Source organism: Agromyces mariniharenae (assembly GCF_008122505.1).
Lineage (GTDB): Bacteria > Actinomycetota > Actinomycetes > Actinomycetales > Microbacteriaceae > Agromyces > Agromyces mariniharenae.
The window spans coordinates 2,707,968-2,722,946 of record NZ_VSSB01000001.1 but is presented as its reverse complement, the minus strand read 5'-3'; the positions used below and the strand labels follow the sequence as shown (position 1 = coordinate 2,722,946).

13 protein-coding genes and 1 riboswitch are annotated in these 14,979 nt (G+C 72.4%); of the genes, 8 read left to right on the top strand and 5 right to left on the bottom strand.

Annotated features, from left to right (window positions below; genetic code table 11):
- Nucleotides 1-40: 40 nt before the first annotated feature.
- Both FYC51_RS12585 and glyA read right to left on the bottom strand, forming a co-directional pair.
- Nucleotides 41-925, bottom strand: coding sequence for a bifunctional methylenetetrahydrofolate dehydrogenase/methenyltetrahydrofolate cyclohydrolase (locus FYC51_RS12585; protein ID WP_148733913.1), 885 nt, complete (start codon nt 923-925; stop codon nt 41-43).
- An 8-nt stretch (nt 926-933) separates the two neighbouring features.
- Nucleotides 934-2,226, bottom strand: coding sequence for a serine hydroxymethyltransferase (gene glyA, locus FYC51_RS12580; protein ID WP_274379488.1), 1,293 nt, complete (start codon nt 2,224-2,226; stop codon nt 934-936).
- 66 nt (nt 2,227-2,292) lie between these two features.
- Nucleotides 2,293-2,374: riboswitch (ZMP/ZTP riboswitch) on the bottom strand.
- 182 nt (nt 2,375-2,556) lie between these two features.
- On the opposite strand from glyA, the gene FYC51_RS12575 reads away from it, so the two are divergent.
- Both FYC51_RS12575 and FYC51_RS12570 read left to right on the top strand, forming a co-directional pair.
- The gene (locus FYC51_RS12575) at nt 2,557-4,224 is read left to right on the top strand and encodes a beta-N-acetylhexosaminidase (RefSeq protein ID WP_148733912.1); all 1,668 of its coding nucleotides are present in this window, start codon (nt 2,557-2,559) and stop codon (nt 4,222-4,224) included.
- Between the two features lie 67 nt (nt 4,225-4,291).
- Entirely contained in the window at nt 4,292-5,299 is a 1,008-nt protein-coding gene (locus FYC51_RS12570) for a DUF559 domain-containing protein (RefSeq protein ID WP_148733911.1), read from the top strand.
- Between the two features lie 168 nt (nt 5,300-5,467).
- Here FYC51_RS12570 and FYC51_RS12565 read toward each other — a convergent pair whose 3' ends face one another.
- From FYC51_RS12565 to FYC51_RS12555, 3 genes are read right to left on the bottom strand one after another with little or no spacing between them, the layout of a single operon-like run.
- Nucleotides 5,468-6,376, bottom strand: a complete 909-nt coding sequence (locus FYC51_RS12565; protein WP_238476320.1) for a carbohydrate ABC transporter permease — start codon at nt 6,374-6,376, stop codon at nt 5,468-5,470.
- A gap of 3 nt (nt 6,377-6,379) precedes the next feature.
- Nucleotides 6,380-7,360, bottom strand: a complete 981-nt coding sequence (locus tag FYC51_RS12560) for a carbohydrate ABC transporter permease (protein WP_148733910.1) — start codon at nt 7,358-7,360, stop codon at nt 6,380-6,382.
- Nucleotides 7,361-7,415: 55 nt separating this feature from the next.
- Nucleotides 7,416-8,666, bottom strand: a complete 1,251-nt coding sequence (locus FYC51_RS12555) for an extracellular solute-binding protein (RefSeq protein WP_148733909.1) — start codon at nt 8,664-8,666, stop codon at nt 7,416-7,418.
- Between the two features lie 407 nt (nt 8,667-9,073).
- Here FYC51_RS12555 and FYC51_RS12550 point away from each other — a divergent pair, with 407 nt between their 5' ends.
- The 6 genes from FYC51_RS12550 to nagA are packed head-to-tail and all read left to right on the top strand — an operon-like array spanning nt 9,074 to nt 14,658.
- On the top strand, nt 9,074-9,943 hold the full coding sequence (locus tag FYC51_RS12550) for an SIS domain-containing protein (RefSeq protein WP_148734286.1): 870 nt from the start codon (nt 9,074-9,076) through the stop codon (nt 9,941-9,943).
- 5 nt (nt 9,944-9,948) lie between these two features.
- On the top strand, nt 9,949-10,899 hold the full coding sequence (locus tag FYC51_RS12545; RefSeq protein WP_238476319.1) for an ROK family protein: 951 nt from the start codon (nt 9,949-9,951) through the stop codon (nt 10,897-10,899).
- Complete coding sequence (locus FYC51_RS12540; protein WP_148733908.1) at nt 10,896-11,858, top strand: 1-phosphofructokinase family hexose kinase; 963 nt, start codon at nt 10,896-10,898, stop codon at nt 11,856-11,858. Before FYC51_RS12545 ends, FYC51_RS12540 begins: the two co-directional genes overlap by 4 nt.
- Nucleotides 11,855-12,718, top strand: a complete 864-nt coding sequence (locus FYC51_RS12535) for a class II fructose-bisphosphate aldolase (RefSeq protein ID WP_148733907.1) — start codon at nt 11,855-11,857, stop codon at nt 12,716-12,718. The genes FYC51_RS12540 and FYC51_RS12535 overlap by 4 nt, the downstream gene beginning before the upstream one ends.
- Complete coding sequence (locus tag FYC51_RS12530) at nt 12,715-13,500, top strand: DeoR/GlpR family DNA-binding transcription regulator (RefSeq protein WP_148733906.1); 786 nt, start codon at nt 12,715-12,717, stop codon at nt 13,498-13,500. The genes FYC51_RS12535 and FYC51_RS12530 overlap by 4 nt, the downstream gene beginning before the upstream one ends.
- The gene (gene nagA, locus FYC51_RS12525; protein ID WP_148733905.1) at nt 13,501-14,658 is read left to right on the top strand and encodes an N-acetylglucosamine-6-phosphate deacetylase; all 1,158 of its coding nucleotides are present in this window, start codon (nt 13,501-13,503) and stop codon (nt 14,656-14,658) included.
- The last annotated feature ends 321 nt before the right edge of the window (nt 14,659-14,979 follow it).

Genomic DNA, 14,979 nt, shown 5'->3' with positions numbered 1-14,979 from the left:
CGGCATCCGTTGCGTCGACGCTGTTGCGCTCCCGCTGCGCCTAGCGGTGCAGGCGCTGCTCGGCCGCCTTCACGACGTTGGCGAGCAGCATCGCGCGGGTCATGGGACCCACGCCGCCCGGGTTCGGCGACAGGTGGCCCGCCACCTCGGCGACGGCCGGGTCGACGTCGCCCGTGAGGCGACCCTTGCCGGTCTCCTCGTCCTGCACGCGCGTGATGCCCACGTCGAGCACCGCGGCGCCCGGCTTGATCCAGTCGGGTTGCACGAGGTGCGGAACCCCGACGGCGGCCACGACGATGTCGGCGCGACGCACCTCGGCGGCCAGGTCGGCCGTGCGCGAGTGCGTGAGCGTGACCGTGGCGTCGAGGCCCTTGCGCGTGAACAGCAGCCCGAGCGGACGACCGACCGTGAGGCCGCGGCCGATCACCGTGACGTGGCGGCCGCGGATCGGCACGTCGTAGCGGCGCAGCATCTCGACGATGCCGGCGGGCGTGCACGGCAGCGGCGAGTGCAGCTCGCCCTCGATGCCGAGCACGAGCCGTCCGAGGTTCGTCGGGTGCAGCCCGTCGGCGTCCTTGTCGGGGTCGATGAGCTCGAGCATCGCGTTCTCGTCGTGCCCGGCGGGCAGCGGCAGCTGCACGATGTAGCCCGTGACCGACGGCGAGGCGTTGAGGTCCCTGATCGCCGCTCGCACGTCGGCGGTGGTCGCCGACGTCGGGAGGTCGATGCGGATCGACTCGATGCCGACCTCGGCGCAGTCGCGGTGCTTGCCCGCGACGTACGACCGCGACGCCGGATCGTCGCCCACGAGGAGCGTGCCGAGTCCCGGCACGACCCCGTGGGCGCGCAGCAGCGCGATCCGGCTCTTCAGCTCGTTCTTGACGGCGGACGCGGTGGCGACGCCGTCGAGGGTGATCGCCGTCATGCCGCTCCCTACTGCTGGAGGCCGGGGTAGAGCGGGAACGCCGCCGTGAGCGCCTCGACGCGCGAGCGCAGCGCCGCGACATCCGCCCCGCCCTGCAGCGCGAGCGCGATGATGTCGGCGACCTCGGTGAACTCGGCGTCGCCGAAGCCGCGCGTGGCGAGCGCGGGCGTGCCGATGCGCAGGCCGGAGGTGACCATCGGCGGGCGCGGGTCGAACGGGACGGCGTTGCGGTTCACGGTGATGAGCGCGTCGTGCAGCAGGTCCTCCGCCTGCTGGCCGTCCATCGCGGAGTTGCGCAGGTCGGCGAGCACGAGGTGCACGTCGGTGCCGCCCGTGAGCACGTCGACGCCCGCGGCGCGCGAGTCGTCGGCGGTGAGGCGCTCGGCGAGGATCTGCGCACCGCGGATGGTGCGCTCCTGGCGGTCCTTGAAGTCGGCGGATGCCGCGATCTTGAACGCCGTGGCCTTGGCCGCGATGACGTGCATGAGCGGGCCACCCTGCTGGCCGGGGAACACGTTGGAGTTGAGCTTCTTCGCGAGCTCCATGTCGCGCGCGACGATGAAGCCCGAGCGCGGGCCGCCGATCGTCTTGTGCACGGTCGACGACACGACGTCGGCGTGGGGCACGGGCGACGGGTGCAGGCCCGCGGCCACGAGGCCCGCGAAGTGCGCCATGTCGACCCAGAGCTTGGCGCCGACCTCGTCGGCGATCTCGCGGAACGCGGCGAAGTCGAGGTGGCGCGGGTAGGCCGACCACCCGGCGATGATGACCTGCGGCTTGTGCTCGAGGGCCTTGTCGCGCACGACGTCCATGTCGACGACGAAGGTCTCGGGGTTCACGCCGTAGCTCACGGCGTTGTAGAGCTTGCCCGAGAAGTTGAGCTTCATGCCGTGCGTGAGGTGGCCGCCGTGCGCGAGCTCGAGGCCGAGGATGGTGTCGCCGGGGGTGGCGATGGCCGACAGCACGGCGGCGTTGGCGGTGGCGCCCGAGTGCGGCTGGACGTTCGCGTACTCGGCGCCGAACAGGCTCTTCGCCCGCTCGATCGCGAGCGACTCGGCGATGTCGACGTACTCGCAGCCGCCGTAGTAGCGGCGGCCGGGGTAGCCCTCGGCGTACTTGTTGGTGAGCACCGACCCCTGCGACTGCAGCACCGAGACGGGGACGAAGTTCTCGCTCGCGATCATCTCGAGGTAGTCGCGCTGGCGGCCCAGCTCGAGCTCGAGAACTTCGGCGATCTCGGGGTCGACCTCGGACAGCGGGGCGTTCAGCACCGATTGCTGGGAAATGGCGGATTCGGCCAAGACTGGCTCCTTATGACATGCGGACCTGAAGGGTGCTGCTGCGAGCGCGACTCGCGCGGCAGCAGGCGCACCGGCCCAGGCGTGCGGTCGGTCCGTGCCAGTCGCTCCCCGATGGGTGCCCATCTCAACGCCAGTCGCGACGGTGGCAAGCATAGCAACGGATGCCGCGCGCGGTCGTGTCCGCGGCATCCGCCCCTGTCATTCGGCGACGCGGCGTGGCAGGATGGTGGCCGTACGTGTTTGTAAGGACTCCTGCCTTATCGGCGGGAGGCCTCTCCGGCCCGGCTCCGGCGCCGGCCGCCCGACCACCGCCACGAAGCCAGGGGACGCATGCACCGACGCACCGCCCGCCGGGGCACCGCCGCACTCGCCGCCGCCGCGGTCGTCGCGGCCGTGCTCGGCGCCCTGACCGCCTGCACCGCACCAGAGAACGGAGACGCCGTGACCGGCATCGTCCCCGCCCCCACATCCGCCGAGTACCCCGACGCGGCGCCGTTCCGGCTCGACGCCTCGTCGCGCGTCGTCGCGTCGGGTGCGGGCGCCGCCGCGGTCGCCGAGCTGTTCGCCGAGCAGGCGCGGCGAGCCACCGGGTTCGAGCTGCCCGTGGTCGACGGGGAGGCGGCGGCATCCGACCTCTCGTTCGTGGTGGCCGCCGGGTCGGGGCCCGATGGCGCCGAGGAGGGCTACACGCTCGAGGCCGGCGCCGACGGCGTGCGCATCGCGGCGGACACGGCGGCGGGGCTGTTCCGCGGCACGCAGTCGCTGCGGCAGCTGCTGCCGCCGGCGATCGAGCGCACGGATGCCGCGGGCGGCGAGCCCGACGGCGGATGGACCGTGCCCGCGGCATCCGTCGCCGACGCGCCCCGGTTCGCGTACCGCGGGGCGATGCTCGACGTCGCGCGGCACTTCTTCCCCGTCGAGGACGTGCTCGCCTACCTCGACGCGATGGCGCTCGTGAAGCTCAACGTGCTGCACCTGCACCTCACCGACGACCAGGGCTGGCGCCTGCAGATCGATGCGTGGCCCGAGCTCACCGGGATCGGCGCCTCGACGTCGGTGGGCGGCGACGGCGGCGGCTTCTACACGAAGGACGACTACCGCCGCATCGTCGACCACGCCGCCGAGCGGTTCATCACGATCGTGCCCGAGGTCGACCTGCCGGGGCACACGAACGCGGCGCTGAGCGCGTACCCCGAGCTGAACTGCGACGGCATGGCGCCCGAGCCGTACGAGGGCACCGAGGTCGGGTTCTCGTCGCTCTGCGCGGCGCCGTCGCGGGCTGAGGTCACCGATCGGTTCCTGGCGGATGTCACGCGCGAGGTCGCCGAGCTCACGCCCGGGCCGTGGCTGCACCTCGGCGGCGACGAGTCGCTCTCGACGAGCACCGAGGACTACCTCGACCTCGTGCGACGCATCGCCGCCGCCGGCGCCGCGACGGGCAAGACCGTGATCGGCTGGCACGAGATGGGCGCATCGCGGGAGCTGCCGCCCGGCACGATCGGGCAGTACTGGAGCTTCGTCGAGCCCGAGGACGATGCGGCGGCGCAGGCGCGCTCCTTCGTGGAGCAGGGCGGGCGCGTGATCATGTCGCCCGCCGACGTCGCGTACCTCGACATGGAGTACGTGGACGACCCGCAGGGACCGCTCGGCGGCCGGCTCGGGCTCGACTGGGCCAAGGGGCCGACGTCGCTCGACGAGGCCTTCAAGTGGGATCCGGCGGCGGTCGTGCCGGGCATCGGCGACGACGAGCTCCTCGGCGTCGAGGCGCCGCTCTGGACCGAGACGATCCGCGCGCACTCCGAGCTCGAGTTCATGGCGTTCCCGCGGATCCTCGCGATCGCCGAGGTCGCGTGGTCGCCGCGGCCCGCCGGCGGCGACGGTGTGCGCGGCGACGCCGACATCCCGGAGTTCTTCGGGCGCGTGGCCGCCGTCGGACAGCACCTCGACGCGCTCGACGTCGCCTACCACCCCGTGCGCGGCGTCCCCTGGGCGGAGTAGCGGCCGGCGCGGCTGCACCGCACGGTCCCCCACTCCTCGCTCGCTCGCAAGCTCGGCAGGAGATCGCTTGGAGGACAGGACCGAATCGCCGAGCGCATCCTGCACGACGAGCGAATGCCTGCGCTCCAGGCGGGGCCTCCGATGGATGCGTCCAGTCCTCAACAGCCCGGCGATGCACGCGGCCGTCACTGGCTCACGTCGGTGCACAGCTCTTCGCATCGACGAGCGCAACGCTTCGACCATGGAACTCGAGCGTTGGGCCGGAGCACGATCCGGCGTCGTCCACCAGCACGACGCGATTCGCGCCGGGTTCACTCGCTACGCGGTGCGACGAGGACTCGAACGAGGCCAGCTGCGTCGCATCCGCGGCCCATGGCTGGCGACCGCCGACGCGTCGCCCTCGCTGGTGCGTGCCGCCCGGATCGGTGGTCGGCTCGCCTGCGTGAGCGCGACACGACACCACGGCCTGTGGACGCTCGACGATGCGACGATCCACGTCGCCGTCCCGCCGCATTCGTCGAGGCATCAGGCCGATGGCGCCGTGCTGCATTGGAGCGAGGGTCCGATGGCGACGCATCCGTACGAGTTGGTCGAACCTGTCGTCAACGCCCTGATGCACGTCGCCGATTGCCGTCCGTTCGATGAGGCGGTGGCCGTGTGGGAGTCGGCGCTGAACTCGCGGCGGGTCTCCGCCGGAATGCTCGCCCGGCTCCCGATGCGGAGCGCCGCTGCACGTCTCGTGCGCTCGACGAGCACGACGCTCTCCGATTCGGGGATCGAGTCGATTCCCGTGGTCAGACTGGCGAGGATCGGAATCGTCGCCCGTCAGCAGGTCGTGCTCGACGGCCATCCCGTCGATCTCCTCATCGGGGAGCGACTGGTCGTGCAGATCGATGGTTTCGAGTCCCATCGTCGAGCGGTGCAGCGCGAACGCGATCTCGCCCAGGATCGTCGTCTCCGGCTCCTGGGATTCACGGTGTTCCGCTACGGCTACCGCCAGGTCCTGACCGAGTGGGACACGGTCGAGTCCGAGATCCGCCTGGCCGTCGCCCAAGGCCTCCATGTCGCGGGGTGAGGGCGTCAGGGCGCAGGTAGCCCGCGCGCGGCGCAGGTAGCCCGCGCGCGGCGCAGGAGATCGCTCGCACGACAGGACCAGATCAGCGGAAGCGTCCTGCGCAGCGAGCGAGCTCCTGCACAGCGAGCGGCGCGCGCCACGGGTGCGAGCCGGGCTCCGCCCCGCGCGCTACTTCACGCTGCCGGCGGTGAGGCCGCCGACGAGGCGCTTCTCGATGATCATGAAGAGGATCACGACGGGGATGATCGCCACGATCGAGACGCCGAACACGTAGTGCCACGAGGTCTCGTACTGGCCCACGAACTTCGTGAGGGCGACCGAGAGCGGCTGGTTGCCCGCCGTCGAGAGGATGACGAGCGAGGCGGCGAACTCGTTCCAGCACGCGACGAACGTGAACACGATCGCGGTGACGATGCCCGGCCACACGAGCGGCAGCTGGATGCGGAACAGCACGGTGAGCCGCCCGGCCCCGTCGATCTGCGCGGCCTCGTCGATCTCCTTCGGCACGCCCGCGAAGAACGAGTGCATGATCCACACCGCGAACGACAGGTTGAACGCCGCGTTGATGAAGATCATCGCCGCCCAGGTGTCGATGAGGCCGAGGGTCACGAACTGGCGGAACAGGCCCGAGGTGAGCACGGCGGGCTGCAGCATCTGGGTGACGATCACGAGGAAGAGGAACACGAAGCGCCCTGGGAACCGGAACCGCGCCGTGTAGTACGCCGCGGGCAGCGCGACGGCGAGCACGAGGAGCGTCGCGAACACCGAGATGACGATCGTCGAGACGAGGTTCTGCGGCAGCGGCGTCTCGGGGGTCGACCACATGTTGATGTAGTTCTCCCAGTGCCACTCCGTGGGGAGGTACGTGGGGTCGACCGAGCGGATCTGCGCCTTCGTCTTCACGGAGCCGAAGAACATGATCGTGTACGGGAGGATGAACACGACGAGCACGATCGCGCCGGCGAACATGCGCAGCAGCACGCGCCAGATCGAGACCTGGTCCTCGGTGTAACGGCGTCGCCGGTTGACCGGCGCGGGCGCGCCGATCGTCTCGAACGCGGGTGCGGTGACGGCCACGGGTCAGACCTCCCGGGTGGGCTTGACGACCTTCACGTACACCGCGACGATCACGATGACGATGAGGAAGGCGACGACGGACAGGGCGCTCGCGACGTCGACCTTGTGCTGGTTCTGGATGTACTTGAAGATCAGCGTCATGATCGTGTCGGCGTCGTAGCCGGGGATCGACCCGGTCATCACCTTCAGGATCGGCAGCGAGTTGAAGACGTTGATGATGTTGATGAGCACGGCCACCGACAGGGCGCCGCGCAGCTGCGGGAGCACCACGCTGAAGTAGGTGCGGAACGGGCCGGCGCCGTCCATCTTCGCGGCCTCGACCACGTCGCCGGGCACGGTCGCGAGGCCCGCGAGGATCGTGTAGGTCGTGAACGGCAGCGACACGAACACCGCGACGACGATCGACCACGCGAATGCGGTCGTGGGGTTGCGGGTCCAGCCGTAGCCCTCGGGCGTCTCGATGAGGCCCACGTCGACGAGGAACTTGTTGATGATGCCGAAGTACGGCTCGAGCCCGTAGTAGACGACGAGCGTCGTCATGACGACGGATGCCGCCCACGGGATGATCACCGCGAGTCGCACGATGCGGCGGCCGGGGAACGCCTTGTCGAGGATCTGCGCGAGCCCGAGCGAGATGAGCACCGTCGCGCCCACGACGACGACGACCCACACGATGGTGCGCAGGAAGATCGGCCAGAAGTAGGGGAACGAGAACACCTCGACGTAGTTGTCGAAGCCGACCGATCCCTTGTCGAGACCCGAGATCGAGATGTCGCGGGTCGAGTTGTAGAACATGACGACGGCCGGGAACAGCACGACGCCGAGGATGAGGATGAGCGCGGGCCCGATCCAGGGCAGCGAGGCGAGCAGGTCGCGGCCGCCGGGCTTGCGCGCGGCCGGGCCGTCGGATCCGGCCCCGCCGGTGCGGGGGCGGCCGGTGGCCGCCCCCGCGGGGGTCGATGACGTATCGGTCGAGGTGCTCATGGTGCGATGGTCACCGATCCCTCCGGTGGTGCGATTCGTTGCGGATGCCGCGGCGTCAGCCGGCGTCGACCTGGGCCTGGATCTCGGTCAGCACGTCCTGTGCCGGCTTCGTCTGGATCTGGCCGAAGAGCGCCTTGAACGCGGCATCCGTCGCCGACCACTGCGGGTTGGTGGACGGGTAGAACTGCGCGTCGGGCAGCACCTCGAGGAACGGCGCGAGCGCCTCCTCGCCGCCGAGCGCCTCGGCGCCCGACTTCGTGACCGGCAGGAAGCCCTCGGCCTGCACCCACGGGACGTACACGTCCGACGAGTAGTAGTAGTCGAAGAACGCCGTGATCGCGTCCTGCTTGTCGCCGTCGTTCTGGAAGGCCATGAGCTGGTCCATGACGCCGAGCGTGAAGGGGCTGCCGTCCTGCGTGGGGATCGGCACGATCGAGTAGTCCAGCTCGGGGTTGTTCTCCTCGATCTGGCCGACGGTCGGCGGGAGGCCCACCTGCATGCCGATCTTGCCCTGGATGAAGATGTCCATCAGCGGCGAGCGGTCGGTCGAGCCGGGGTCCGCCTGGGTCGCGCCCGCGTCGATCATCTTCTTGATCTGATCGGCGCCCGGGAGGTTCGCCGGGTCGTCGACGGTGATCGCGTCGGCGTCGCCGAACGTGCCGCCACCGCCCCAGAGCCACACGGCCGCCTCGGCCTGCGCCTCCTCGGAGCCGAGCGGCATGCCGTAGCCGGCGATGCCGCCGCCGAGGGCGGAGATCTTCGTCGCCGCGTCGAGCAGCTCGTCCCACGTGGCGGGCGGCGCCGCGACGCCGGCCTGCTCGAGCAGGGCGTTGTTGACGAACAGGGCGCGCGCCGATGCGATGAGCGGCAGCGCGTAGGCGGTGCCGTCGACCTCGGCGTTGGCGAGGAACGACTCCTGGAAGTCGCCGTAGGTCTCGCTGGAGACGACCTCCTCGGCCGGGTAGAGCAGCCCGTCGGCCGCGAAGCCGGCGAAGGGACCGCCGTTGTAGATGTCGGGCGCCTCGCCACCCTGGATCTTCGTGGTGATCACGCTCTCGAGGTTGTCCCACGACTGCACCTCGAGGTTGACGCTGATGTCGGGGTTCTCCTCCTCGAACCCGGCGATGACGTCCTCCCAGAGGCCCTGCGTGGCGTCGGAGTAGCTCGGGACGAGCAGGTCCAGCGTGGTCCCGTCGCCCTCGGCGTCGCCGCCGGAGCCGCCGCCCCCGAACCCGCAGGATGCGAGCGTGAGCGACGCGGTGGCCGCGAGTGCGATCGCGGTGCCGAAGCGTAGCGACTTCTTCATTCGTGCTTCCTCACTGTGCATGGTGTGATCACAGGCGCCGCGATGGCCGCGCCGGTGCGGTGGGTGGCGGAACCTCTCCGCCATGTGCATGAATCTGACGCGAAACAGCAAGCATCGATCAGTTTCAGTCACTTCGTGGTCACGATGATGTCGGAGCAACGGCCGATCCGTCAAGTGCCGGTCACATGATCGTTACCAAGCGGATGCCGCGCCGCCTCGAACCGGAGGGTGTCATCCTCTCGCTCACGCATATGATCACTGGACACTCGCATCGATCATTTGCAATCATGGTGTTTGCTCGCCGACCCGATCCGCATGGAGGACTCTCGATGACCCACGGCACCGACGCCGCACCGCCCGCACGCCACGTCGACCCCGTCGATCGCGTGAGCGCACCCGGGGCGCACATGGCCGCCGAGCTCGCCTCGCAGCCCGAGACGTGGGCACGGGCGGCGACGCTGCGCGACGAGCAGGCACTCCTCCCGGCCCGCGGCGCGCGCATCGCCGTCGTCGGCTGCGGCACCTCGTGGTTCATCGCGCAGTCGTTCGCGTGGCTGCGCGAGACGGGCGGGCACGGCGAGACCGACGCGTTCGCGGCATCCGAGGCCTTCGTCGACCGCGGCTACGACGCGGTCGTGGCGCTCACTCGCTCGGGCACGACGACCGAGGTGCTCGAGCTCGTCGAGCGGCTGCGCGGCCGGGTGCCCACGGTCGGCGTCATCGGCGACCCGACCTCGCCGCTCGTCGGCCTCGTCGACCGGGCCGTGACCCTGCCGTTCGCCGACGAGCAGTCGGTGGTGCAGACCCGCTTCGCGACCACCGCGCTCGCGCTGTTCCGCGCGTCGCTCGGCGAGGACCTCGAGGGCGCCGTCGCCGACGCCCGCCGGGCGGTCGCCGAGGACCTCGACCCCGAGCTCGTCGCAGCCGAGCAGTACGCGTTCCTCGGCCGCGGCTGGACCGTCGGGCTGGCGCACGAGGCGGCGCTCAAGATGCGCGAGGCCTCGCAGTCCTGGACCGAGTCGTACCCCGCGATGGAGTACCGCCACGGCCCGATCTCGATCGCCGCACCGGGTCGCGTGACCTGGCACTTCGGCGAGCCGCCCGCCGGCCTCGCCGAGGAGGTCGCCGCCACCGGCGCTCGCTTCGAGGCCGGTCCCCTCGACCCGATGGCCGAGCTCGTGCGCGCGCAGCGCGTCGCCCTCGCCCGGGCCCTCGACCGCGGCCTCGACCCCGACTCGCCGCGCAACCTCACGCGCTCGGTCATCCTCGAGGGCTGACGGGCGTGACCACGACGACGGATGCCGCGCCGGCGCCCCTCGGGCCCGGCGAGGCCGTGCTGGCGTTCGACGTCGGCGGCACCGACACCAAGTCGGCGCTCGTCGACGCCGACGGGCGCGTGCTCGGCCTGCGCCGCACGCCGACGCCGCTCGACGGCGAGCGCACGGCCGAGGCCGTCGTCGGGCGCGTCGCCGAACTCGCCGCGGAGCTCCGGGACGCGCATCCCGACGTGCGCCCGATCGCGGCGGGCCTGCTCGTGCCGGGCATCGTCGATGCCGAGCGCGGCGTCGGCGTGTACGCGAGCAACCTCGGTTGGCGCGACGCGCCGATCCGCGACCTCGCCGAGCAGGCGACCGGGCTTCCGGTCGCGTTCCACCACGACGTGACCGCGGCGAGCTGGGCCGAGCACCGGCTCGGTGCCGCACGCGCGTACGACGACGTCGTGGTGCTCGTCATCGGCACGGGCATCGCCGGCTCGCTCATCCTCGACGGGCGGCCGCACCTCGGCGGCGGTTACGCGGGCGAGATCGGCCACTCCCCCGTCGCCGACGAGCCGCGATGCCCGTGCGGGGCGCGCGGCTGCCTCGAGGCGATCGGCTCGGCCGGCGCGATCGTGCGCCGCTTCGCCGAGCGCACGGGCGAGGCCGTCGACGGCGCCCGCGAGGTGCTCGCCCGCGCCGAGGCCGGCGACGCCGATGCCCGCACGGTCTGGGAGGCCGCGCTCGACGCGCTCGCCTTCGCCGTGGCGCAGCTCGCGGCGACCGTCGCGCCCGAGGCGATCGTGATCGGCGGCGGACTCTCGCGTGCGGGTGACGCCCTGTTCGTCCCGCTCGCCGAGCGCGTCGACGCCCGGCTCAGCTTCCACCGCCGCCCCCTGCTCGTGCCCGCACAGCTGGGTGGCGACGCCGGGCTGCTCGGCGCCGCGATCATCGCCCGCGAGAGCGTCGGCGCATGATCCTCACCGTCACGCCGAACCCGGCCGTCGACCTCACCTGGCACGTCGACGCGCTCGAGCCGGGCGCCACCCATCGCGTGCCAACGGGCGCGTCGCGCGCGGGCGGCAAGGGCCTGAACGTGGCGCGCGTGCTGCGCGCGACGGGCCACGACGTGCTGGCGGTCGCGACCGCGGGCGGCGCGACCGGCGACGAGCTGCGCGCCGACCTCGAGGCATCCGGCCTGCCGCACCGGCTCGTCCCGACGCGCGCGGCCACGCGCCGTACCGTCGCCATCGTCGACGAACGCGTGGGCGAGACGTCGATCCTCAACGAGTTCGGCGCCGCCCTCGCATCGGGCGAGGCGCGAGCGCTGGCCGAGGCCGCCGCCGAGCTCGGCCGCGATGCGGACGCCGTGGCGATCAGCGGCAGCCTGCCGCCCGGGTTCGGCCCCGACGAGCTCGGCGCCCTCGTCGAGCGGCTCGTGGCCGCCGGCGTGCCGGTGATCGTGGACACGAGCGGTCCCGGCGTGCTCGCCGCGGCATCCACCGGTGCCACTGCACTGAAGCCGAACCGCGAGGAGCTCGCGGCGGCGACGGGCCTCGCCGACCCGCTCGACGGCGCCCGATCGCTGCTCGCACGCGGCGCCCGCGTCGTGGTGGTGTCGCTCGGCGCCGAGGGGCTGCTCGTCGTCGGCCGCGACGGCGCCCCGGTGCGCGCTCGACTCCCGCGCGTGCTGCACGGCAATGCCACGGGTGCGGGCGATGCCGTCGTCGCGGCGATCGCCGTGTCGCTCGCCGACGGCGACGACCTCTGGTCCGACAGGGGTGCCGCGGCCGACGCCAGGGCGCGGCTCGCCCGCCGCGCGACCGCGTGGTCGGCGAGCGCGGTGCTCATGCCGCTCGCGGGCGAGCTGTCGCCCGACCATGCCGAGCTCGCGGACGAGGTCCGCATCACGATGATCGACGAGGACGCCGAATGACGCTGACCCCCACCCGCACGCTGCTCGACGAGGCGCGCGCCGCCAACCGCGGCATCGGCGCGTTCAACGTCGTGCACCTCGAGACGGCCGAGGCCCTCGCCGGCGCCGCGGAGGACGCGGGCCTGCCCGTGATCCTGCAGATCTCCGAGAACTGCGTGCGGTACCACGGCGCGCTCGACCCCATCGCGCTCGCGACGCTCGCGATCGCCGAGGCGTCGTCGGCGCGCGTGGCCGTGCACCTCGACCACGCCGAGGAGCCCGAGCTCGCCCTGCGCGCGATCGACCGCGGCTTCGGCTCGGTCATGTACGACGGCGCGAAGCTCGACTTCGCCGAGAACGTCGCGACGACGCGACGGGTCGTCGAGCGGGCGGATGCCGCGGGCGTGCTCGTCGAGGCCGAGCTCGGCGAGATCGGCGGCAAGGACGGCGCCCACGCACCCGGCGTCCGCACCGACCCCGACGAGGCGGCCCGGTTCGTCGCCGAGACGGGCGTCGGCGCGCTCGCGGTCGCCGTGGGCTCGTCGCACGCGATGACCGAGCGCGTCGCCGCGATCGACCTCGACCTCATCGCGCGGCTCGCGGCCGCCGTGCCGGTGCCGCTCGTGCTGCACGGCTCCTCGGGCGTGCCCGACGAGACGATCGTGCGCGGCATCCGCTCCGGGCTCGTGAAGGTCAACGTCTCCACCCACCTGAACGGGGGGTTCACGGGGGCGGTGCGGTCCTACCTCTCGGCGCACCCCGCAGCCGTAGACTCGCGCACGTACGTCGCCGCGGGCCGTGCGGCGGTGCGCGACGAGGCCGCCCGGCTCCTCGCCCTGTTCGCCTCGACCGAGCACTCCATCGAGAAGGAGCCCGCATGAACCGCGCCGAACGGCTGAGCGCCGTGCTCGACCTGCTCGCCGAGGGCGGCCAGGTCGAGGTCGACCAGATCGTCGAGCGACTCGACGTATCGCCCGCGACCGCGCGTCGCGACCTCGACGCGCTCGCCGAGCAGCAGCTCCTCACGCGCACGCGCGGCGGAGCGGTCGCGCACTCGGTCGCCTACGACCTGCCCATCCGCTACAAGAACCAGCAGAACCCCGAGGCGAAGGCGGCGATCGCCCGCGCCGCCAGCGCGCTCGTGCCGCGCGGCGCGGTCATCGGACTGTGCGGCGGCACCACGGCCACGGCCATCGCCGACGCGCTCATGTCGCGTGCCGACATCATGGAGCCCTCGCACGAGCCGAGCCTCACGGTCGTGACGAACGCCATCAACATCGCGATGCAGCTCGCCATGCGTCCGCAGATCAAGACCGTGGTCACGGGCGGCGTCGTGCACGCGCGCTCCTACGAGCTCGTCGGCGCGTACGCCGACGCCGTGCTCGGCAGCATCACGCTCGACCTCGCGTTCATCGGCGTGAACGGCGTCGATGCGACGGTCGGCCCGACCTCGCACGACGAGCGCGAAGCCGCGGTGAACGCCCTCATGGCGTCGCGGGCCGCACACCCCGTGCTCGTCGCCGACGCGTCGAAGATCGACAAGCGCGCGTTCGCGGCCATCGGGCACCGGCGGCTGTTCCCGACGATCATCACGGACTCCGGGGCCACCCGCGACCAGCGCCAGCGCCTCGCGGACAGCGGCTACGACGTTATCGTTGCGTAGGTGAGCACCCCCTCGACGGTCATCCACTCCGCCCGCCTCGTGACCGGCCGCGACACCGTGGCCGACGCGTGGGTGCGGTTCGAGGGCGACCGCGTGGCCGCACGCGGCATCGGCGACGAGTGGCGGGCCGCCCTCGGCGCCGACACGACGGTGACGGATGCCGCGGGCCGCACGCTCGTGCCCGGGTTCATCGACCTGCACTGCCACGGCGCCGGCGGCGCCTCCGTCGAGGAGGGCGAGGCCGCGATCGAGCGGGCGCTCGCCGTCCACACGGCGCACGGCACGACCCGGAGCGTCCTCTCCCTCGTGACGGCGTCCGTCGACGTGCTCGCAGGGCACCTGGCGACGATCGCCGGCGTCGCGGCATCCGACCCGCGCGTCCTCGGCGCGCACCTCGAGGGACCGTTCCTCGACCACGAGTTCCGCGGCGCGCACGACCCCGAGCTGCTGCGCACCGCCGACGCCGCGTCGGTCGAGCGGCTGCTCGCCGCGTCGGCGGGCATGCTGCGCCAGATCACCATCGCGCCCGAGCACCCCGGCGCGCGCGAGGCCATCGCGCGGTTCGTCGACGCGGGCGTCGCCGTGGCCGTCGGGCACACGGGCGCCGACTTCGGCACCGCGCTCGCGGCGTTCGAGGCGGGCGCGTCGATCCTCACGCACGCGTTCAACGGCATGCGCGGCATCCACCACCGGGCTCCCGGTCCCGTCGTGGCCGCGATGCACGCCGACCACGTGACGCTCGAGGTCATCAACGACGGGGTGCACGTGCACCCCGACGTCGTGCGGCTCGCGTTCTCGGGGGCGCCCGGACGCGTCGCGCTCGTCACCGACGCCATGGCGGCGGCCGGCGCGGCCGACGGACGCTACGTGCTCGGCTCGCTCGAGGTCGTCGTCGACGCCGGCGTCGCACGACTCGTCGAGGGCGGGTCGATCGCGGGCTCGACGCTCACGCAGGACGTCGCCCTGCGTCGCGCCGTCATCGACAGCGGCATCCCGCTGCACGAGGCCGTGGGGGCGCTCACCGTCGCGCCGGCCGCGGCGATCGGCCGCTCGGGCGACCTCGGGCGCCTCGACGCCGGCTACGCGGCCGACGCCGTGCTGCTCACCGACGACCTCGAGATCGAGGCGGTCTGGGGCGCGGGCGCGCGGCTCGCCTGACGCCTGCCCCCTCGGTCGGGCTTCCGGCGTGCCGGCGCTGACACGCACGGTCGTGGCGGGGTCCGGAGGCGTGCTCCCCATCGCCTCCGGACCTCCGCCCGTTCCGAGGCGCCGCCTCGACCCCCCGACGCGGCGCCTCACGCCGGCTGCGCCGGCCCCGCCTCGCGTCGAGGACGCGCAGGCGGCGGTTCGTTCGGGCCCGCGCACGGGCCTTCACCGAAGAGACGGCGAACCGGTGGATCCATGACGCGCGTTCGCGGAAAATCTGCTGGAATTGGTCGGATCCCCGCGAGGCGCGTCATGATCGCCCCTGCTCCACGT

Coding starts and splice junctions, on each gene's coding strand:
- FYC51_RS12535 (WP_148733907.1), top strand. CDS start 11,855: ATGACGCTGACCCCCACCCGCACGCTGCTCGACGAGGCGCGCGCCGCC.
- FYC51_RS12530 (WP_148733906.1), top strand. CDS start 12,715: ATGAACCGCGCCGAACGGCTGAGCGCCGTGCTCGACCTGCTCGCCGAG.
- FYC51_RS12550 (WP_148734286.1), top strand. CDS start 9,074: ATGGCCGCCGAGCTCGCCTCGCAGCCCGAGACGTGGGCACGGGCGGCG.
- FYC51_RS12540 (WP_148733908.1), top strand. CDS start 10,896: ATGATCCTCACCGTCACGCCGAACCCGGCCGTCGACCTCACCTGGCAC.
- FYC51_RS12560 (WP_148733910.1), bottom strand. CDS start 7,360: ATGAGCACCTCGACCGATACGTCATCGACCCCCGCGGGGGCGGCCACC.
- FYC51_RS12555 (WP_148733909.1), bottom strand. CDS start 8,666: ATGAAGAAGTCGCTACGCTTCGGCACCGCGATCGCACTCGCGGCCACC.
- FYC51_RS12575 (WP_148733912.1), top strand. CDS start 2,557: ATGCACCGACGCACCGCCCGCCGGGGCACCGCCGCACTCGCCGCCGCC.
- FYC51_RS12585 (WP_148733913.1), bottom strand. CDS start 925: ATGACGGCGATCACCCTCGACGGCGTCGCCACCGCGTCCGCCGTCAAG.